Below are 20,796 nucleotides of genomic sequence, written 5' to 3'. Positions count from 1 at the left end.
CAGTGTTAATCTGTATAATCCGTGCTTGAAATATATTGTATCAAGCTAACGGTGATAACGTACTTATAAGTTTAAATTTACTTTTTATTTTATCAACTTACTTTTAAACAGAAAATGATTATGAAACCATATTTACTTTTAACTCCCGGACCTCTCACTACTTCAGAAACAGTAAAAGAAACCATGATGACCGACTGGTGTACATGGGATGAAGATTACAACCTCGGCATCGTACAAGAATTGCGTAAAGAGTTGGTAAGTATTGCCACTAGTAATACCGAAGAGTACACTTCTGTTCTTTTACAGGGAAGTGGTACCTATTGTGTGGAAGCTGTATTGGGAGCTACTATCACTTCAAAAGATAAACTGTTGATTTGTAGCAATGGAGCTTATGGCGACCGAATGGGAAATATTGCCGAATACTATCATCTTGACTATGATATGCTGGCTTTTGAAGAAACAGAACCAATTTCTCTGGAGTATGTAGATGATTATTTGAGTAACAACTCAGACATCACCCACGTGGCATTTGTACATTGTGAAACAACTACCGGTATTCTGAATCCCATTAAAGAACTGTCGCATATCGTTAAGATGCACGGTAAGAAGCTTATTGTAGACTGTATGAGCAGCTTTGGAGGAATTCCAATTGATGTAGATAAACTGGGTATAGACTTTTTAATCAGTAGCTCTAACAAATGTATTCAGGGAGTGCCCGGATTCGGTTTTATCATAGCCCGTCGTTCAGAGCTGACGCGTTGCAAAGGTGTTGCCCGTTCACTTTCTCTGGACATTTACGATCAATGGGAAACTATGGAAAAAGGTCATGGCAAATGGCGTTTTACTTCTCCTACTCATGTAGTGCGTGCTTTCAAACAAGCATTGACAGAGTTGCTCGAAGAGGGTGGAGTAGAGGCTCGTTACCAACGTTATTGCGAGAACCATCGTATCCTGGTGGAAGGAATGCGTTCTCTCGGATTCCGGACATTGTTGGATGACGGCATTCAGTCGCCAATCATTACTTCTTTCCTCTATCCTCACAAAGAGTTCAATTTCAAAGCCTTCTATCAGGCATTGAAAGCCAAAGGATTTGTGATTTATCCGGGAAAGATCTCCAAAGCCGACACCTTCCGTATCGGCAATATCGGTGATGTGCATCCGGATGATTTCCGCCGTCTGGTAGAAGCTGTTCGTGAGACAAATTATTAACAAATAAATAGTTCTACAAGTAGGGTGGTCAAAAATGAACGTGATGTATTGAACTCCTTACACACTAAGACAGAAGTATAATTGTCTAAAATCAAGATATCGGGTACGGATAACAATGGTTTTACAGCTCTTATAGCCATAAAATCCACAAAATCCGTGCCTTATTATATTTGCATTATTTTTCTTTTATTCTATTTTTTCACTTCCAATGTCGAGGGTTGCGATAATCTCAGACTACTGATGATAGCAGCAAGAACAGCAAAGACACTTCCAACGATCAGGCAAACAGAAGTACTTCGGTCGTGAATAACAAAACTGAATATTAATGCCACAAGAGTAGTACCCGAAGTCTGACCCAATAATCGTGCCATCCCCAACATACCACTTGCTCCTCCTGACCGATTTGTGGGGGCAGAAGAGATGATCGTACTATTATTCGGAGTCTGAAATAGACCAAATCCGGCCCCGCAAACCACTAAACGCAGGATGATACTGATATCCGATGATTCGGCAGTTAAACTTGAAAGTGAGAACAACCCGATGGCAAATAATCCCATACCAATACTTCCGAGTATTCCCGGGTGAATGCGCTCTACCAGATATCCAGCTAGCGGAGCCGTGATCAAAGTGGCCAAAGGCCAGGGAGTAAGTAAAAGTCCCGTCATTACTTCACTATGCCCCAATGTGTTTTGCAAGAAAAATGGGAGTGACACCATTGCCGACATCTGAGCAATAAACGAACAGATAGATGTCATAATAGATAAACGGAAAATAGGTATCTTCAATAAATCCAATGGAAGCAATGGAGTTGTCTGAGATAACTGACGACGTACATAGTACGTCCCTACCACGGCTACTATAATCAATAGGAAAATAAGAAAATCAATCTTCTCGTGATGGGCGAAACCATCTAATGTATAAATAAGTAAACCGAAAGTTATTGCATTTGCCACTGCGCTAATGGTATCAAATTTCCGTTTGCTCCGTTCTTCCTGACGGGGAAGATACTTGATACCTATCACCAATGCCGTAATCCCCAAAGGTACATTAATGGCAAACAACCAGTGCCAACTAGCAATCGATAGAATGCCACTTGCCACTGAAGGACCCGCAGCAGCTGATATGGCAATTACCATTGCATTTATTCCCATCCCTTGTCCGATTTTACTTTTCGGATAAATAGATCGTAACTGTGCTGTATTTACACTCGTTATAGCCGACGCACTGAACCCTTGAAAGATACGGGCGATTGTCAGCGTCCAAAAAGAATCGGACAAAGCACAGATCAATGAGGTAATACAAAACATCCCGATACCTGTAAGAAACACTTTACGGTAACCAAGGATTTCTCCAAGTGATGAGAAAGACAACAGAGATATAACGATAGCTAGCTGATAGCCGTTGATGATCCATGTTGTAACGGAAGGAGAAGTACCGAAGTCGTGCGAAAGTGTAGGAAGCACTACATTGATAATGTTGATATCGAGCACCGACATACAGAGAGCAAAACCGACGGAAACCACTGCCCAGATTCGTCTTGGCATTGGTAATCCGTCGGCTTCGTCTATTTGAGTTGGGTTGATTGTTTGTACCATAAAAACTTATTTTTCAAATACTAATAATTACTACCGTAAAAATAAACAAAACAACGATGTACGTGTTTCTGCTTTCTTTGAAAAATAAGTTTTTTTAGCGTAGAGTTTGTTTCCCCGATTGATAAAATACAGTCAAAATTTACATTCTTCTATTTCAATCGAAGTATCCGTTGATTACTACTTCCCCGAAATTTCAGATAAGGAGAGAAGAGATCCTGATCGAAACGTCCGTCCACCAGCACATCTATATAAGGAAGAATTACATTCAATCTAGGTTCTTTCTTAATCTCTTCATAAGTATATCCTGTGTAACACCAAATATTCATTCTCGTTTCTTCTTTCACTCTTTTTGCAAGTAAGAGAAATGTTTCGGGATAATAGAAAGGATCTCCCCCGGAGAAAGTCACTCCATCTAACAGAGGATTCGCTTTAATTTCACGAATAATCTTCCTGATGTGTTCCTCTGTCAGCAGTTCTCCCGCTGTTGGACTCCAACTTTCCGGATTGTGGCAACCAAGACAATGATGAGAACATCCGGCAAGATATATAGAATACCGGATTCCTTCACCATCCACAATCGTCTCGGGATAAGTTCCTAATAAATACATACTAAGAAAAAATTAAGAATGCTTTCTTTTTCATCCTTTTTATTAATTGTGTTTCACGCGATCTGTTTCTTCCGCCCGTTTGGCTGAGTTCCATGAACTGAGATCACCCGTCAGGTAACCGGTGATACGACGCATACGAAGAATGTTTTCACTTTGGCATACCGGGCATTTGTCGAAGATCATCCCCTTGTATCCACAGTTATTACAAGTGTCTACCGGATGGTTGATCGATCCGTATCCGATCCCTGCGTCGTGCATCACTTTCACAATCTTGACGATAGCACGTATATTCTTCTGAGCCTCTCCATCCAGTTCTACATAGGTGATGTGTCCGCCACGAGTGATGGCATGGAATGGAGCTTCACGTTTTACTTTTTCCACAATACTGATCGGCTCTTTTACGTCTACATGGAAAGAGTTGATATAATAGTCACGATCCGTCACACCTTCAATCTTACCATATTTGCGTCGGTCCATTTTGGTGAAACGTCCGGAAAGTCCTTCGGCAGGGGTAGCAAGTACAGAGTAGTTGAGGCTGTATTTAGCTTTATATTCGTCCGCTACTTTGTTCAATTCCATGATTGCCTCGTACAGTGTATCCCATGACTTCTGACAGTGCCCGTGACCCTCTCCATAAAGAGCCACCATCGCATTATGTCCGCCAATGAAACCGATGCCAAGTGTACCGCTGCGGAGAACGTCGCCAACTTGTTCGTTCGGATTTAATGCACCGCCTCCTTTCCAAACATCGTTACCTATCATGAAAGGAAACTGTCGTGCTAAAGCAGTACGCTGGTATTGGTAACGTTCATAAAGCTGATCAGCTACTAATGTAGCCATATTGCGTACGGATTCTATAAAAATTTCTTTTGCTTTCTGTCCGATGGCATCTTTGTTGCGTTCATCATCTACCAGATTCTCGGCTTTGATACGGGCTTCGATAGCTAGACGAGGCATATTCAATGTAGTAAATGAAAGGTTGCCACGTCCCAGAGAAGACTTTTCTCCAGCTACATTTTCAAATACCCGGGTACGGCATCCCATTGTTGCCAACTCATATATATAACGTTTCGGATCGTCTGCTTTCCACTTTTCATTCTTGTTGAATGGCGTATCCAGGAACATGAAGTTCGGGAAAAGAGCTTTTGCTGTAGTTTGACAAGCCTTCAGTAACAAATCGAAGTTTGGAGCTTCATAACGTTCCTTCATTGCTTCTTCGATGTTTTCCATTTGCATTGCCTTTTCAAAATCCTTTTCCGAATAAGAAACACCATCTTTTACTTTAAAAATCTGAATTGGAAATACAGGAACTTCCCCGCGTGTTCCAAGTCCTTCGATAGTTGCTTTCAGTAATTCTTCAACAACCATGCGACCTTCGGCAGAAGTATCTGTACCATAGTTGATGGAACTAAATACAACCTGATTGCCACCGCGGGAGTGCATTGTGTTGAGGTTATGGATAAAGCCTTCCATTGCCTGATGCGTATCTTTTTGCGTCTGCTGATATGCTTTCTCTATAATCCTTACGAGATGCTCCTTATCAATATTGATTTGCAAGGAAACCAGAGCGATACGTAACGTTTCGCGTTCCAGCTCACTCGATTTGATAGAAGGGAAATATTCTTTAATTAGTGTTCGGATTGATTTTTCGTTAGCCTGACTTCCATTTTCCATAGCAATATAGAAATTGATCAGTGAAGCCAGGTGTTTACGGAATGATTTAGCTACCCCTTTTGCCATGAAGAAGTCAAAAGCCGGAATAGCCTGACCACCGTGTTGCTCATTCTGATTCGTTTGGAAGATAATGGTAGCCAGCGTAGCATAGCTCTGAATACTTTGCGGAGTACGAATACTGCCATTTTTAGTGCGGAAACCACGCTCGAAGAGATCATCCATATCATATTGGATGCAAGTTGTTGTCTTAGTAGGATAGTAATCGAGGTCATGAATATGAATATCTCCTAACTGATGTGCCTCAGCAAAACGTTTTGGGAGTAGATACTTATAAGTATAGTCTTTAGTTACTTCCGAAGCAAATGTCATCATCTGTCCGGCAGGAGTGTGGCTGCTCATATTGGCGTTGCTCAGGTTCACATCGTTCTTGTCAATAGCCACGATGCCATCCATCACGTGCTTCATCTGAGTTTTTTTATCTCGTTCCGTATTCCGCCATTCACGATAAATAATGTACTTCTTGGCAACTTCGGGGCGTACTTTCATCAGTTCCTTCTCTACCAAATCTTGGATTTCTTCCACAGTAATAGTAGGAGCTGCAAACTGACTGATAACACTCATCGTGACATCAGCAATTAGTTGTTGCTCATTCTGAACACCTGTTGCACTGAATGCCTTACTAATTGCATTCTTGATCTTACTAATAGAGAAATCTTCTCTCTTACCATCACGTTTGATGATACAAATTTCCGCGTAGTTCATAACTTTAACTCCCGAAAGTTTTTAATTAATAATTATGGTTTGATTGGGTTCCGGCAGGTCTTCTGACTTATCTCTCCTCCGCAACGCCTTCCCATATCCGTGACGGATACAGTGACATTAGTGTGCGGATTCTCAGAGAATTACAGCAGCGGGTACTGTCGCCGATTTGCACAGCGTTCCCTCGTGACTAAACCTCTTTTTAGTGCTGAAACCGGTTACAAAGATAAAGGATTATGTGATAGCCCGGATGACTTTTAACATTAAATTTTGGGAAACTTTTCTTTCATGCTGATACAGAAAGTTTTCCGTTTTGGAAAACTTTTAAGAAATGATTTGGAAGAAACTATCGTATTTTTGAGCCTACAAAGGCTCAATATAGTGGTTTTGAATATAGAACTGTGATACTGAGTGTCTTTTCTTAAATAAAAGCCAGTATCTTTTTTCTGTAAGGATCTTGTTTTGTTTGCATATATATAGTTACTACAGAGTATCATTTAATCAGGAAATAAAAAGACCGGATTCCTTGTGTGAAATCCGGTCTTTTTTTACATTAATAAACAGATACTTTTTCTTACCATTGAATAGCTTGATCCTCGTCCGGAATCAATGGGTTGATCTGTCGTTCCATAGTCATGGAGCCTTTTACTTCATAAGTCATCGGATAATGTGGATTATTAGTAACATCCGTATACTTATAATTCAGTTGTAGTGTAGTAAGATGGCGTTCCATATACTTGATAGTTTCGTGCTGAACGATTCGTTTCTCATACGTACATTCTCCTATCGGTTGAATATTGGTTCCCTCTGAACCTTCTTCACCATACAGCTTCAACTTTCCTTTAATAGCACCTTCCGCGTCCACTGTCCCTTCCTCGAACTCAACAAATACTTTATATCTGGAACGGTTCTCATCTTCTACCCAAGTTGAACCGGCATAGAAGAAAATGGTATTTTCGTCCACCACGCGGGCTATACGCGTATCTACCTTAGCTGGGTCTGATGAAGTTCCTTCGATGTAAATGTTCATCAGTGTGGTGTTGTAAGTTCCGGAATAGTCATTAAACAGATTGATTCCCAGTAGTGCTTTATAACGTCCCTTATATTTGTTTGGCATATAAGAAGGATCCTCCTCGACTGTCAGCGGAAGCACATATTTCTCATCCAATTCCAACCCTTCAAAGTTGAAATTGATGGGATAGAGCTGTATGCTCTGTCCTGCAGGAATATGACAAACGTTTGATTCGAAAGAATAATGTTGTTCCGCAAGGGGCAGATACCAAAGATCTTGACGACCTATGGGGAACCTCTCTTGGTTAAGTATCTGGAGTGTATCTTGATCTACGCCTATTTTTACGTCGATATTCCGATCATTGGTTTTCGAACCACTGACAATAACCGGCAACTGGAATATTCCCGTCCCATCCGGCTGATAACGTACATAAATTTCACTCAGACCGTTGCCTCCTAAGGGTGCTTTGAAAGAAATCGTCTGCTTGTAAAGTTCTTCTTTCCATTCGTCATTGCATGCACTGAACATTGCGCAGACTCCCAGCATCATTCCTAAAATATATAATTTTCTCATATTGTTCTTTTCCTTTATAATGTTAACATTAATCATAAGACTGCCATCCTGGAGCTTGTGACAAATTCTTGTTCCGTTTCAGTTCATCGAAGCTAATGGGCCAGAAGTACTGTTTGCGAGAGAAAGAAGTCTGCAATTCGGCTACTCTGACTGGCAGATAATACATATCTTTATAATCTTTGTTCATCAGCGTGTTGCAGCCATAGATCTGTTCACCTTCATTCTCTTCTACAATTTTCCAACGACGCAAGTCATAGAAACGCTGAGTTTCTCCAAAGAATTCGATCTGCCGTTCATGAACTATTTTTTCAAAGAATTTTTTCGGATTCTCATATACTTCATCACTATAATCAGGTACTCCGGCACGCATACGTACTGGTTTCACTCCCCGGCGCATCTCTTCTTGGTCACGGAAGATGTCGTAAGTTTTGGTTCCGTCCCATGAAGCTATAGGATAATGCATTCCTTCGGTTATATTATTCAGTGCTTCTGCATACATCAGCAATATGTCGGCATAACGAAGTGTAGGTTCCACTTTCTTATAGATAGAGCCTCCCCATTTGGCACAATCGTTCGGATTTACATATTTCATAATGCCGATACCGGTAATACACCAGTTATCAGATCCGTTGATACGTCCGTCGGTTGCTCCACGATAATACCAGATTTGTCTATTTCGTGAGTCTTTTCCTCCTTCTTCGGTAATACTTAGTGCATTCCATAGAGCTCCGTTGAAAGCTACAGAAGCATAGAAACGAGGTTCACGGTTGGTGTATCCCCACCATACATCATTTTTTACACGGTCGAACTTGTGATCATCTTTGTTTCCGTCGTTTGTAAATTTACCTTTATGCAATGTGTAACTGTCTTTGTCAAACGGCTCACCGTCCGCCATATCATAAGCCTCACTCTGCTTAAGGGTCATTCCGTGTACATTATATCCTCCAAAAGTTCCCGGCAGCTGATGTTTTACAAGATCTGCCATAGAGTTATCATCTTTTAAGTTATTGCTGTCACCATTGGTTCCGCGGGTAAAAATCAGTTCCGGATTTTCGGCTGCATAGACGTCACCATTAAAAATAGAACGGTATGATTCAAATGGATCTATATTGGCCCATCCTTCCGGGAAAGGCTTGTTGCTGTATTCATCATGATAGGGTGGTTCAATAGTGGTTGGATAAGCCTCGTCTGTACTAACCGGACGTCTTTCAAAAGTATAAAGTTTGTAGCGTCCGCTCGCTTCCGAGTATTCAATCATGTCTCTGGCGGCAGCAGCAGCTTTAGCCCATTTCTCTTCATCGTATTCTTGTGGAATCAACTGTTTGCCATCCATATTGACAAAGTCTGCCATTTCCGTGTTGCCGTTTGCCAGCGGGCTGGCAGCATAGAGGAAAACTTTGGCACGTACAGCCAATGCCGCTCCTTTGGTTGGTCGGGCAATGTTCAGGTTATCGCGTTTCTCGAACAGTTCGGTAGCTGCAGTTTCCAGTTCGGAGGTGATGAATTCCACACACTCATCATAGGTGTTGCGTGGATACGCCAACTCGTCATATGATTTTGTATAGTCGGCTCCTTCTGCCGGCAGAATAGGTACCGGACCGAATTTTCTCAGCAGCATCCAGTAGAAATAGGCACGTAGGAAGCGAGCCTGACCTCTTACATCTGTCACTTCTTCCGGAGTGAGGTCATTATTCGTATGCAACTCATTCAGCAGAATGGACGCTTGATAGATTCCTTCATATGACCAATTCCATGCATTTTGACCACCAATGGAATTTAAATATTCGCCACGTTTGAATTTAGCAAAACGGTCTCCGCGTTCGTTGAATACTTGGTCATCTGAGAAGTTGAAAGGAACTACGTCACTGTGTCCCACCTCCAGATTGTCTCCTTGCAGGCGGCTGTAGCAGAATGACAGCCATTGGAGTGTATAATCTTTGTCCGAGAAGATGCGGTCTGTAGACTGCTGGTCTCTGAAATAGCGATCTACATTCAGGTAATCGGAGCAGGAAGTAAGTCCCAGACCGAGCACCACCGCTCCCAATATAATGTATTTATTTATTTTCATAACTTTTCTTTTAATGATTGTTTTAGATTCCTACAGTCAGTCCGATAGTAACAGTTTTAGATAACGGATATTGTTGTCCGTTAGAACTGCCCAGTTCCGGATCCCAAAGCTTAAAGCTGGAGAAAGTCAGCAAGTTCGTTCCCATCAGGTAGAAACGTACACGGTCCAGATGGAGTCTATTGACGATTTTTTTGGGGATGGTGTAACCGAGTTCCACGTTCTTCAAACGGATGTATGAACCGTTTCTCAACCAATAAGTAGAATTACGATAGTTGTTAGGATTCTCTCCATAGCTCAGACGTGGGTATTTGGCATTCGGGTCTTCGTTGGTTCCCAACGACCAGTAGTTACCAACTACATCTGTCAGAATATTACCCCAAGACTTTTCTTTGAATGGATATACCGTAAATCCGTCGATAAAGAAGGATGACTTACCGGCTCCCTGGAAGTGAACATTGGCGTCAAATCCTTTCCATTCTGCAGATATACCGAAACCATAAATCAAGTTAGGACGAGTAGTTGCACCGATAGCCACTTCGTCATTGTTGTCAATTACTCCATCACCGTTTACGTCCTTGTACTTGATATCTCCCGGCATGATACCTGCACCCTGTGAAGGTCTGTTACGGATTTCTTCATAATCTTTAAACAGTCCTTCGGCTATCAGACCGCGTGCTTGGTCTACACGGAATCCGTACATCATCTTATACGGATAACGGCTGTTCTCTTCGTCATACTCCTTGATTTTATTCTTGCTGTAAGTCATGTTGCCACGTACCGTAAGACCTACTTCACCCACCTTATGCTTATAAGCGATGTTACCGTCAAAACCTTCAGATAAGACAGAACCCACGTTAGCGTAAGGTTTTGTTCCGATATGATTCAGACCGATGACATTGGGAAGGAAATTACGTTTCATATAAATACCGTCACGTTGTTCGTGGAAGTAGTCAATGCTACCGCTGAACTTATCGTCGAACAAGGAGAAGTCAAGTCCGAGGTCATGTTTCTTGGCAACCTCCCAAGTGATGATGTCTGATGTTATTCTCGAATAGGTTAATCCGGGATAATAATAGTTACTGGTACCTATATCTCCGTAATAGTATCCATTCAGGTTACCTATGTTCTCTTTATCATCTAACTTTCCATTCCATTCTGTGAATTTGGGTACGTAAGGAAAGCGTATTTGATCATTTCCATCCATTAATCTGTCATTACCTACCTCTCCATAAGAATAACGTAACTTGAACATATTCATCCATTTGAGGTGTTTCTTGACAATTGGCTCCTCAGCGATGTTCCATGCTCCTGAAAAGGCAGGGAAGAATCCGAACTGCTGACCTGTCGCGAAGTTCTCGGAACCGTTGTAACCGAAATTGAAGTCAAAGAAGTAGCGGTACTTCCATCCATAAGTAAAACGTCCGGCAAATCCCTGATGACGGTTCTGAATGCTCTGCACAATCTTATCGTAGCTATTGGATTTATCATTGTGAGACGTATTGGTAGTCTTATCCTGAGAGTACTTTAATACACCTCCTACTATGTGGTCACCAAACTGGCGGTTGTAGTGTAGCTCAGTCTCTAAATATTCCTTTCGTTGTCCGCTTGAATACATTGTTCCGCTCATCAGTTGTTCCGTTTCTATTCTTCTGAACTGAAGTTCTCCGTCAGAGGTACGCTGACGTTCCGCTAACCAGCTTTCCGGCCATTTGAAACGGTTGTCACCGTTGTCTGTATAAGTATCGAATCCGAAGCGACCATAGAATTTTAATCCCGGTGTGATAAATTTAAAATCTTGTTCAAGATTTACCGTAGTCTGTATTTTATTCTTCCATGTTTCCTGATATCCTTGCTGGGTAGTCAGTACCCAAGGATTTCTTTTTCCTGCATTACCGATTGCTGCCCATTTCCCGTCACTGTACTGTACCGGAGAAGCGATGGGGCTATATCCCATCAGTGAGTTCCAAATTTCATGGTATTGACTTCCTGGTAAGTTCTGTTTGTCCAAAGAACCCGCTACGCCTACTTTTAATAACGTAGTTGTTGTCAGGTCTATATCTACATTCATACGGTAGTTCCAGCGATGGTAGTTCGCATTGGTGTTATAATCTGTCATAGCACGATCTGTTTCGTACATACCGCCTTCATTTACATAACTGGCAGAAATGAAATAACGGGCTACCGTACCACCTCCGGTTAAGTCTATGTTTGCACGATAAGTAGGAGCACCATCTTTCAGTATTAAGTTCATCCAGTCCACATTCGGGAAAAGATCCTTATCCAGACCGTTTGCAAACATTGCCAAATCACTGTCGGTATAAGCTGGAGTTTGATTACGATTAACCAAAGCTTCATTCATCATGCCAGCATATGTGGGACCGTCCACAAACTCGGGAGTTCTGGTACGTGTATTATAGGAGGTTTCTACCTTGGCATTGACGCGAGTCTTTCCTTCTTTACCGCGTTTAGTAGTAATCAAGAGAACACCATTCGCACCGCGCGAACCGTAAATAGCTGTTGCAGACGCATCTTTCAATACAGAGAAGTCCTGAATATCTTCCGCATTGATTTCATTCAGTTCACGTTCGAAACCATCGACTAGCACCAATGCACCGTTTCCGGCACCGAAAGTGGAGATACCGCGGATCCAGAATTCAGAAAAATTGCTACCCGGCTGTCCCGAAGTTTGGCGTGCCATAATACCGGCAACGTTACCTGCAAGGGCATTTGTGATACTTGCAGTAGGGGTACGTAGCTGGGAAACATCTACTGTAGTAACGGCACCTGTCATGGTGATCTTCTTTTGGGCACCCGTTCCTGTGATAACGACTTCATCAAGTGACGTTGCTTTGGTTTCTACCAACACAACGTTGATATTCTTTTTATCTTTGACAAAGACTTCCTGCTTTTCAAAGCCCACATAGGAAAAAACCAGATAAGAATAGTTGGGGACTTTAATTTTATAACGTCCGTCTATGTCTGTTATACCACCGAAACCCGGTATGTTCTTCGCTGTAACGTTTACACCCACTAAAGGCTCGTTCTTTGCGTCTGTGACGATTCCCGTCACTTCAAGCGTCTGTTGTTCGTTTTGAGCGCAGACTGTCGTTGTCCAGCCTACTATCAATAAAAATAATAAAATTATATTTCTCATATTCATTCGTGCTTAAATTGTATTATTCCGTTGTCATATAACGAATCCCTTTATTATCGATATCTCCAATATAGAACATGTCTCCATCAGGATCGTAAGCAAGACCTGCCGGCTGGTTGAAACGTGCTTCGTGCAACGGACTACCGTCTACATATCCCCAAATTTTACCATCAGCGTTTTCATTACTTCGTCCGGCTACAAGAGAGGCTACTCCGCGCGGATCGAGTTTCCAAACGCAGTGATTTTCTCTGTCGCAAAAATAGAAGTCGTATTGGTCTTGATCTATACCAATTCCTTCTCCATAAGACTCATTTTTAACGAACACACCGAATTGTGGCTTGTTAAATCGGGCACCACCTCCAGTTCCTTCCTTGAAGCCTTTATCGTTCATGTTTCCGGCAATGATGGTGGGATTACCAAATGTTTTTTTGACCGGATCATAATCGGCTCTGAACACTGCACCAAATCCGTCAGAAAGCATATACATAAATTTATTGGATGGGTGTCTGAATAATATAGTATGTGAACCGCCTACCGCCGATATCTGGCTCAAACTAAAGGCAACTTCCGCGTTATCATCGATATTCGGAATAGCTCCATTACGCTTCATTTTGTAGACTTTACCTTCCCACCAAGTGGTGTAAAAGACAGTTCCGTCATCCATATATATTAAACTGTATGACGTTCTACCATAGTTATAAGGACGGATTCGGCGGAAATTCTCACGACGGAGAGAATAATAGATGTTTGCCCGGCTAGTGTTATCCTGACCGTGGTCATCGGTAAACAGTAATGTATCTCCGTCAGCACTGAACGTGAAAGAATACATTGTGTTGTATCCCGTTCTTGGGAAGAGACGTTTTACAGTCCGTTGCGTCAAGTTTACCAGATGGAGACCGTCCGAATGGTTTGAAGAAAAAAGTAACCGATCGTCTCCTTCCGTGTATTTGGGGTCGAACACCATACAGTCATTGGAAGGAATAGAAGCTCCTTCATCAAATGAACCCTCTTGAAATGCAGAATTATTATCCTGATCGACCTTACGTAGCAGGGTACCTACAATTGTTGCAGGATCGTATTTGAATTCCTCCTCGAATGTATGTTCTGCAACTGTTTTACCATCCGGTCCATCTACGCGGATATTGATTGTTCCATCAAAAGCCTTGGATGGAACCATACAATAAATGTTTTTTCCATCAGCTCCGATGGTTTTCGTTTTTTGCCCACCAATCGTGATATGAATTTTAGAAGGGTCACTTCCAAAATTACTGCCTTCAATGTACAGGCGGGTTCGCATACCTCCCTCTTTGGGACTGAAATCTGTAAACACTATCGGCTGGGAGGGGTCGTAATGAGTGGAATCGACCTTATCATCCTTGCAACCGATGAATGATAAACAGCAAATAAGTGCTGTGATTAAATGTTTTTTCATAAATATAATTAGTTAAATGATAAAAATATATCATATTGAATAAAGAATCAGAATATATTAAAAAACTAATATTCCAATTTTATTTTATTTTATATAATTTCTAATGAAAAATACTTGGTTTTGAAAACAAATAAATCTTTTGAGTGAAATGAATGATTTTTCTATCTCTTTTTTCCGGCTTCTAATCCTTCAGATGATAAGGGAATGTAAGCATTGATGTAGTATAACTCTTGTGTAAGTTATTCTTGGTGTTAGGTCTGTAGGTCTCATAATCGTGCGCTGTGTTTAATTTATTTTGCATTTTTTCTATTATTTATAGGCTAATCATGGCGCAAATATATAATCAAACAACAGAAAAACAAAGAAAATATGAACAAAAATTCACGCTTCCTTTAAAATAACTTCAACTCGACGAAAAAACATGGAATAAAGTAGGCTGATTCAGAGACATTCATTAGCATCCCTTTCATGTTACTTTTCAGTTTGGCAATCAATAACATTCCGTCTACAAAGAGTTTTTCAATCGTTTTTCTGCCGTCATGGCCTTTATTCCAGACAAGTTTTTAAGGATTTGAGTAATAAAGCCTTTGTTTCCTAACGGGTTCCTGTCATCGGCTTTTTCCGGAGTGAACATGAAGCTCTACAATTCTCCTTTCTCATTGCAAATCAGCCGGAGCTTAAAACCGAAGAACCACTCTATGGGAAATTTAACACATACTGATATTTATTTGAATAGCTTGTGTATCAAGATACATTGGTTCCGACATATCTTGAGGACGTACTATTGACAAAACTTATCCACGTGCATTTTCCAAGGGGGAACTTTCTTTCTGATTTTTTTCTGTATAAAGGTTTTTTTAAAAGCGTTTTCTATTTTTGAATCGAAATGGCCGCTTATTTAAAGATTAAAGTTATGAAAAAAAAGAATGGCAGTGGGTTGTCCACTTAAAAAACAACCGATTAGCTCACATATGCGAGTACGATGTTTATTAATTCTAGAAAATGTATTAAGTGATTTTTATATTCCTCTTGTCCGGCAGGTGAACGAACCTTATTCTGATCAGTAAAGAAAGCTGCTTGCCTGGATCATGTTTAGTATAACTGCCCGTACAATTTGTCTCCATGAACTCGCTATATTAAGTTGAGATGCTTTTGGGTGTGTCAGTCCCTTCCCTGTTTTGTTCGTTAAAGGAAAATTCTTTCTCGGGTTAAAAGGATTCTTGTCCATCAGTTCGTAGGCAGATCTGAATATAACATATTCAAGCGGAAGCGGTGAAGAGGTTTATTTATTAAGACTTCCCATTAACATTGGAGGCTATAGCTCGATGTTAGGGAAAAACTTGAACTTATAGTTAGTTTAAATCAACTTCTTTTTAGAAGAACAAAGTATTTGGAGTGATTTTGAATGCCACAAAATTTGAACTCGTATGCAGAATGTTTGCTGCAGTCAGAATACGAACACCTTTCGTTAAATTGGATACATATAAAAATTAAACGAGCTATAGATGAAGGGACTATAACTCGTTTAATTTTATTGACTATATTTTAGACCTAAATATTTGCGAGGTCTTGGAATTCGGTGTAATCCGCGCCTTTTATGATTGGATTAATGTGAATAAGTTTAATGCTTGATTCCCTCAAACATCTCATTTCTGTCTTCTTTGGTTTGCGAGGATTTGCCTTTAAAGCTGTTGAATGTATAACTCAATGTCAGCATGATTTGCGGATACTTAGGTTTGATTTTCGTGTACGAGCGCAAATTGGCTGTCTGAATGTCGCTGATATAACAAGCAGACCGAAAGATGTCTTTAAAAGCTAGCGTTGCCGTGAGTTTCCGTTTGAGCAACTGTTGGCGGATAGCCAGATTAGCATACCAATAGGCATCGGTTCGTCCTTGAGTGGTAACAGACGGTCCGACGAAACTGCCATCCAGTTGTAGGCGTGTATATTTCCCTAATGTGAAAAGGTTGTTCCATAAGATATCGTAATTGGTGCTGGATTCGTTTTTTCCTCCGGCAGCCAATTCATTTTTCACCTTATAATGATATACATTACCGTTTACGGTGGTATTCCACCAGCTAACGGGATGAAGTGATGTGCTTAACTCGATACCAGTTGAATAGTCGTGTCCTACATTAGCCATTGAATCAAGCGTGACACCTGCTATATAGGGAACACGCAAACGCTCGATTTTATCTTTGCGCGAACGATGGAACAAAGTAGCCGAAACTGAGTTCTCACCGAATGTTTTGCGGTAGTTCATCTCAAAAGAATTGATGTACTCCGGCCGGATATCCGGATTGCCTATTTCGGCAGTATAGAAATCACGGTAAGTAATATATGGTTCCATGTAGAACAATTGCGGGCGGGTGGTGCGTCGTGAAAAAGAGAACAGCAGACGATGTTCGTTTGCAAATGTATATCCCAGATGTACCGACGGGAAAAATTCAAATCGGTTTTTCGTCCGGTCTGCTCCGGGAACGGAACTTTTTAACACAGTATGCGTATGTTCTCCGCGGACACCCGCTTGCGCTTCAAAACCTTTCCAATTGCCGGATAAGATGGCATAAACAGAGTTTACTCCTTCCTGAAAATAGAAGGTGTTGTAAATATCATCACGCCAATAAAAGCTCTGCGTTTCCGGATTCCACCATTCCATATTGTAATTTCCATCTTCCAGGTAGGAATAATATTGGTATCCGGCTTCCAGTTTGCCGACTTTTTTAAAAGGCAGGTTATAATCCAAATTAGCTCTCAGTGTCTCCCGATGTTCCGCTTCGTAGGCACGGTGTCCCTGTTGGCGGTTACCTTCCAGATCGTTCAAGTCGTTGAAGAAATATTCCAGTGCATGACCACCGTATTTATAATATCCGGAAGCAGCAATCTGATGACCTTTTTCATTAAAACGGTGTTCTACGGAGAAACTTCCCAAGCCGATATTCTCATCATTATCGTAATCGTCAATACTGTTATAGAATTCGGTCACCGGTTCGCTGCCTTTGATCGTACGGGTTTCCTGGTACGACATATCTCCTTTTCGTTTGTTACCACCATAGCCGCCTTCAAGGTCTACGTTGATGGAAGTCTTAGCCAATTCTAGATTCCATCCGCCTTTTAAGGTATAGTAATAAGAATCACCCGTACGTGGACCTACGGAATGGGAAACGGTGGTCTGATCTCCTACAATCGTAGTCTTCTTCTGGTCGAAATCACTTTTACGCAATCTGTCCGTCCATTGTCCGCCTACATACCAACGCGAACGGGTATTTTGCTGTGTCAGTAAAAAGTCGATATTACGGGCAAGCCAGGTGCTTCCTGACAAGTTTGCCATCCCACTCAGTCCCTTTAACGAATGCTTCTTGGTTATAATATTGATAATACCTACATCACCGTCTGTATCATGTTTGGCAGAAGGGGTAGTGATAATTTCAATGTTCTCGATATGTCCTGCCGGGATCTGCTCCAAAGCCTGTGTACCTGAAAAAACACTTGGTTTACCGTCAATGTATACCTTGAAACCTGTACTTCCGCGAAAGGTAATGTCTCCGTCAGCATCTACACGGATAGAAGGTGTATTTTCGAGGATATCTGCGGCAGAACCGACACTGCCTACTATATTGGTAGAGGCTGCCACTATTTTCTTATCCAGCTTATAGACCAGTTGCCGTTTTTCTGCTACCACTTCTACTTCTGCCAGACCGTTTTCCAACGGTTTCAGTTCTATATCTCCCAGATTGAGGACTGTATTTCCCGTAATAACCAGATTCTCGCGGGTTACGATATCGTAGCCTATGAGACGAATCATCAATGTATAGGTTCCGGGCTTTACTTTCCGGAGGCTGAAAAGCCCTTTTGTATCAGGCGTAGTATTCATTTGCGGATTCGTATCTCCACTCTTGAACAATAGGATATCGGCGAAATCGATAACCTGTTTCGTTGTCGCATCAATCAAACGACCTTTAATCTGAGGATCAGCCGATGCTGCCCACATCATGGCGGACACCAGGCATAAGGTCAGCAATACACATAATTTCTTCATTGTACAAAACGTATTTTGGTAGGAACCGGCTCCGGTCACTAATAATAAAAAACTTCATTCCTCAAAATAGCGCTGATCTATTAATGTGTTTTTTCAAAAGCGTGAAATAGTAACAGTGCTGATAATGGGAAGAATTGTCATGTCTCTATTTTGTTTCAAAAAATAATGGTTCCAAAGATAGTAACTTTTCTGCATTCCGTACTTCTTTTCTGAATGTATAATATCAAAATTTTCAATCAGATAGTACTACGTTTACGTCATATCCTATGAAAAGTCCGCTTTCGATAACGCCGGTTATTGATTTTAACTGTTGCTCCAGTGAAGAGTTGATGTAGCTGAAATAGGTGTCGAGAATGAAGTTCCCGCTCTCTGTCAAGATTGCTCCGTCTTTTCCGTGTGCCGGACGTAAGGTAATTGTTGAGGCTCCCAACTTTCGCAACTCATGTTCTACATAGCTCAGAGCCGGAGGAAATACTTCAACAGGTATTGGAAACTTGCTACCTAACGAATTGGTAAGTTTGCTTCGGTCGATGAGAATAAATGTTTTTCCACTGCTTTTTATCAGCAGCTTTTCTTTGAACATAGCTCCACCACGTCCTTTTATCAGGTTATGATCCGGATCTACTTCATCTGCTCCATCGAATGTCCAGTCGGGGCGTTTTTCCCAAAGAGTGGTCTGCGGAATGTCGAGCTGTATGCAAGTCATCGAGATTTCCTGTGAAGCAGGGATGACTTCGATGTGAAAGTTTTCTTCATGAATCCGCTTGGAAAGTTTGAACAAGGTGAGGTAGACGGTGGAACCGGAACCGGCTCCTATCACATCACCATCTTTTGCCATCGCTGCTATTTTACGGGCTACACCCTCTTTCTCCTTTCTGTTGATAATCGTATCCGACCATTGCAGATGCTTTATCAGTTGATCTTCCCACTTCATCGTTTATACACTTTTGTGTATATAACGAGTGGGAGAGGTGGTTTGTTTCATCCAGAGCGTAGCGAAGGATCTCTTCTTTGTTTTAATAACAAAAAAGAGATCCTTCACCCTCCCCTTTGGTTCTCTCGCTATTGGGGAAGAACAATGTTTTTGATGACAGGGACTCTAGCAGATTATCAATTAATTTAGATGCATTACTTATGATATAATTTGCAGATATATAAATTCTACTTATATTTGTAACCTATAGGTTCCTTTATGGAACTTATAAGTGATATTTGCTACTCGAAAATAAATATTTAAAATTTGGGTATTATGGAAAATGACATTATTGAAAAGATGGAGACTAAACGTTTTTATGCTCTTTTGGTGCGGACTATTGTAGGTATGTTCCTTATGACAAGTACAATATGGGGGGTGTATTGTATGGATAATGGTATATCCAACAGATATGAAAGTATATGGTTTAATACTTTGAATATATTGTTTTTAGTTGTTACGTGGAGGGCTTCGTCAGTCCTCGGAAAAATAAGAAAGGACAGGAGACTTATGGGCGCTTTAAACAGTGAAATATATTCCGTTTATAACTATAAATCTTTGTCTACAGGCTTTTACGCTGCTCTCATTAGTGGATTGTTTCTATTTGTCTTTGGTGGATTGCTTAATTTTTCGATTCGTGTCGGATGTCTGATGTTGATCACTATCACTCTTTTCTCTGCTGAAATTCGAAGATTGATTTTATATAAACCGTAACCGGATGATGGAAAATAAAGACTTGATTAATAAAATCAAGGTTTACAGGGCTATGAAGAATATTAGTCAGGAAGAACTTGCTGTTGCTATCGGGGTGACCCGTAAAACAATTAATACGGTGGAAACCGGAAAGTTTATTCCATCCACTGTGCTTGCATTGAAAATTGCACGATACTTCGGAGTTCCCGTAGAAGAGATCTTTGTACTGAATGATTCGGAATAGTGGGAAGTGTTGTTCTTGATTTAAACACGATTATTGCTATCGGACTATAGTATCAGCCAGATAGCAATGATGTGTCCAACGCTTCCTCCTAAACAGAATAAGTGAAAGACTGCGTGCATATATGGTTTGCGAAGTGAATAGAATACTGCACCGGCAATATAGGAAGCTCCTCCTCCCAACAACCACCAGAAGGCAGGGGCAGCATCCATTGCTGTCAGGCAGGTCATTAATGGTTGCAGTGCAACAAGGATAGCACTACCCATTCCCACGTAACAGATTGTTTCCAGATTGCTGTGTTCTTTCAGTTTTGTAAAACTCAGAATCAGCCCAACGATGGCTGATAGCCATACGAAAGAAAATACTCCCCATCCCCAACCACCTGCATGGCGTATCACAAGTAATGTGAACGGAGTATATGTACCAGCAATGTGTAAATAGATAGCTCCATGGTCGAATTTGCGTAATAACTCTTTTCTCCGTCCCGGACGGCTGCCATGATACCACGTAGAACTGATATAGGAGGATAACATTCCTATCAAGTAGATTGAGACACTGGCTATGGCCCAATCCGGTTCTGCACTTCCGGCAGCTCTTCTCAATAGTAAATAGCTCACAAAAAGTCCAAGCAGGATACCTGACCCGTGACTTAGTGTATTTGCCCGTTCTTCTCCATTGCTATATCGTTTATTCTTCAAAGTTTATCCTCCTGATTTTCAAATTGTCCTAATGTTTACTATATAGTTGCCGGTCATAGTGACCCGGA

Annotated in this window: 13 protein-coding genes and 1 riboswitch; of the genes, 3 read left to right on the top strand and 10 right to left on the bottom strand. The window is 41.2% G+C overall.

The window, feature by feature from the left end; genetic code table 11:
• The first annotated feature begins 120 nt into the window (after positions 1-120).
• Positions 121-1,209: a 2-aminoethylphosphonate--pyruvate transaminase gene (locus tag PHO71_RS10965; RefSeq protein WP_300203034.1), complete on the top strand. Its 1,089-nt coding sequence runs from the start codon at positions 121-123 to the stop codon at positions 1,207-1,209.
• Positions 1,210-1,400: 191 nt separating this feature from the next.
• Here the strand turns inward: PHO71_RS10965 and PHO71_RS10960 are convergent, their stop codons facing one another.
• The 9 genes from PHO71_RS10960 to rpiA all read right to left on the bottom strand — a co-directional run bounded on the left by PHO71_RS10960 (position 1,401) and on the right by rpiA (position 19,057).
• Positions 1,401-2,804, bottom strand: coding sequence for an MFS transporter (locus PHO71_RS10960; protein ID WP_300203031.1), 1,404 nt, complete (start codon positions 2,802-2,804; stop codon positions 1,401-1,403).
• A 149-nt stretch (positions 2,805-2,953) separates the two neighbouring features.
• The gene (nrdG, locus tag PHO71_RS10955) at positions 2,954-3,412 is read right to left on the bottom strand and encodes an anaerobic ribonucleoside-triphosphate reductase activating protein (protein WP_300203029.1); all 459 of its coding nucleotides are present in this window, start codon (positions 3,410-3,412) and stop codon (positions 2,954-2,956) included.
• A 42-nt stretch (positions 3,413-3,454) separates the two neighbouring features.
• Positions 3,455-5,848, bottom strand: coding sequence for an anaerobic ribonucleoside triphosphate reductase (locus tag PHO71_RS10950; protein WP_300203026.1), 2,394 nt, complete (start codon positions 5,846-5,848; stop codon positions 3,455-3,457).
• A 34-nt stretch (positions 5,849-5,882) separates the two neighbouring features.
• Positions 5,883-6,073, bottom strand: a riboswitch (cobalamin riboswitch).
• A 346-nt stretch (positions 6,074-6,419) separates the two neighbouring features.
• A complete protein-coding gene (locus PHO71_RS10945; RefSeq protein WP_300203023.1) occupies positions 6,420-7,430 on the bottom strand; it encodes a DUF4973 domain-containing protein in 1,011 nt (336 codons plus the stop codon).
• 28 nt (positions 7,431-7,458) lie between these two features.
• A complete protein-coding gene (locus tag PHO71_RS10940) occupies positions 7,459-9,498 on the bottom strand; it encodes a RagB/SusD family nutrient uptake outer membrane protein (protein WP_300203020.1) in 2,040 nt (679 codons plus the stop codon).
• A gap of 22 nt (positions 9,499-9,520) precedes the next feature.
• Positions 9,521-12,652 carry a TonB-dependent receptor gene (locus tag PHO71_RS10935; RefSeq protein WP_300203017.1) on the bottom strand — a complete coding sequence of 1,044 codons (3,132 nt, stop codon included), beginning with the start codon at positions 12,650-12,652 and terminating at the stop codon, positions 9,521-9,523.
• A gap of 22 nt (positions 12,653-12,674) precedes the next feature.
• A complete protein-coding gene (locus PHO71_RS10930) occupies positions 12,675-14,084 on the bottom strand; it encodes an IPT/TIG domain-containing protein (RefSeq protein ID WP_300203014.1) in 1,410 nt (469 codons plus the stop codon).
• Between the two features lie 1,621 nt (positions 14,085-15,705).
• Positions 15,706-18,123, bottom strand: coding sequence for a TonB-dependent receptor (locus tag PHO71_RS10925; protein ID WP_300203011.1), 2,418 nt, complete (start codon positions 18,121-18,123; stop codon positions 15,706-15,708).
• A 232-nt stretch (positions 18,124-18,355) separates the two neighbouring features.
• Positions 18,356-19,057 (bottom strand): ribose 5-phosphate isomerase A, encoded by a 702-nt coding sequence (gene rpiA / locus PHO71_RS10920; protein WP_300203008.1) that lies wholly within the window; start codon positions 19,055-19,057, stop codon positions 18,356-18,358.
• 315 nt (positions 19,058-19,372) lie between these two features.
• Between rpiA and PHO71_RS10915 the strand changes: the two genes are divergently transcribed.
• Together PHO71_RS10915 and PHO71_RS10910 are read left to right on the top strand one after the other, a co-directional pair.
• A complete protein-coding gene (locus PHO71_RS10915; RefSeq protein ID WP_300203006.1) occupies positions 19,373-19,810 on the top strand; it encodes a hypothetical protein in 438 nt (145 codons plus the stop codon).
• A gap of 4 nt (positions 19,811-19,814) precedes the next feature.
• Positions 19,815-20,033 (top strand): helix-turn-helix transcriptional regulator, encoded by a 219-nt coding sequence (locus PHO71_RS10910; protein WP_300203004.1) that lies wholly within the window; start codon positions 19,815-19,817, stop codon positions 20,031-20,033.
• A gap of 44 nt (positions 20,034-20,077) precedes the next feature.
• Here PHO71_RS10910 and PHO71_RS10905 read toward each other — a convergent pair whose 3' ends face one another.
• Positions 20,078-20,728, bottom strand: coding sequence for a hemolysin III family protein (locus PHO71_RS10905; RefSeq protein ID WP_300203001.1), 651 nt, complete (start codon positions 20,726-20,728; stop codon positions 20,078-20,080).
• Between the last annotated feature and the right edge of the window lie 68 nt (positions 20,729-20,796).

Source organism: Bacteroides sp. (genome assembly GCF_028690125.1).
Classification (GTDB): Bacteria; Bacteroidota; Bacteroidia; order Bacteroidales; family Bacteroidaceae; genus Bacteroides.
Note: the sequence above shows the minus strand (reverse complement) of the source record. Positions and strands in the feature narration are given on the sequence as shown.

What these genes read in the sequence shown, in the direction of transcription:
- PHO71_RS10965 (WP_300203034.1), top strand. Translation starts at nt 121, where the DNA reads ATGAAACCATATTTACTTTTAACTCCCGGACCTCTCACTACTTCAGAA.
- PHO71_RS10960 (WP_300203031.1), bottom strand. Translation starts at nt 2,804, where the DNA reads ATGGTACAAACAATCAACCCAACTCAAATAGACGAAGCCGACGGATTA.
- nrdG (WP_300203029.1), bottom strand. Translation starts at nt 3,412, where the DNA reads ATGTATTTATTAGGAACTTATCCCGAGACGATTGTGGATGGTGAAGGA.
- PHO71_RS10950 (WP_300203026.1), bottom strand. Translation starts at nt 5,848, where the DNA reads ATGAACTACGCGGAAATTTGTATCATCAAACGTGATGGTAAGAGAGAA.
- PHO71_RS10945 (WP_300203023.1), bottom strand. Translation starts at nt 7,430, where the DNA reads ATGAGAAAATTATATATTTTAGGAATGATGCTGGGAGTCTGCGCAATG.
- PHO71_RS10940 (WP_300203020.1), bottom strand. Translation starts at nt 9,498, where the DNA reads ATGAAAATAAATAAATACATTATATTGGGAGCGGTGGTGCTCGGTCTG.
- PHO71_RS10935 (WP_300203017.1), bottom strand. Translation starts at nt 12,652, where the DNA reads ATGAGAAATATAATTTTATTATTTTTATTGATAGTAGGCTGGACAACG.
- PHO71_RS10930 (WP_300203014.1), bottom strand. Translation starts at nt 14,084, where the DNA reads ATGAAAAAACATTTAATCACAGCACTTATTTGCTGTTTATCATTCATC.
- PHO71_RS10925 (WP_300203011.1), bottom strand. Translation starts at nt 18,123, where the DNA reads ATGAAGAAATTATGTGTATTGCTGACCTTATGCCTGGTGTCCGCCATG.
- rpiA (WP_300203008.1), bottom strand. Translation starts at nt 19,057, where the DNA reads ATGAAGTGGGAAGATCAACTGATAAAGCATCTGCAATGGTCGGATACG.
- PHO71_RS10915 (WP_300203006.1), top strand. Translation starts at nt 19,373, where the DNA reads ATGGAAAATGACATTATTGAAAAGATGGAGACTAAACGTTTTTATGCT.
- PHO71_RS10910 (WP_300203004.1), top strand. Translation starts at nt 19,815, where the DNA reads ATGATGGAAAATAAAGACTTGATTAATAAAATCAAGGTTTACAGGGCT.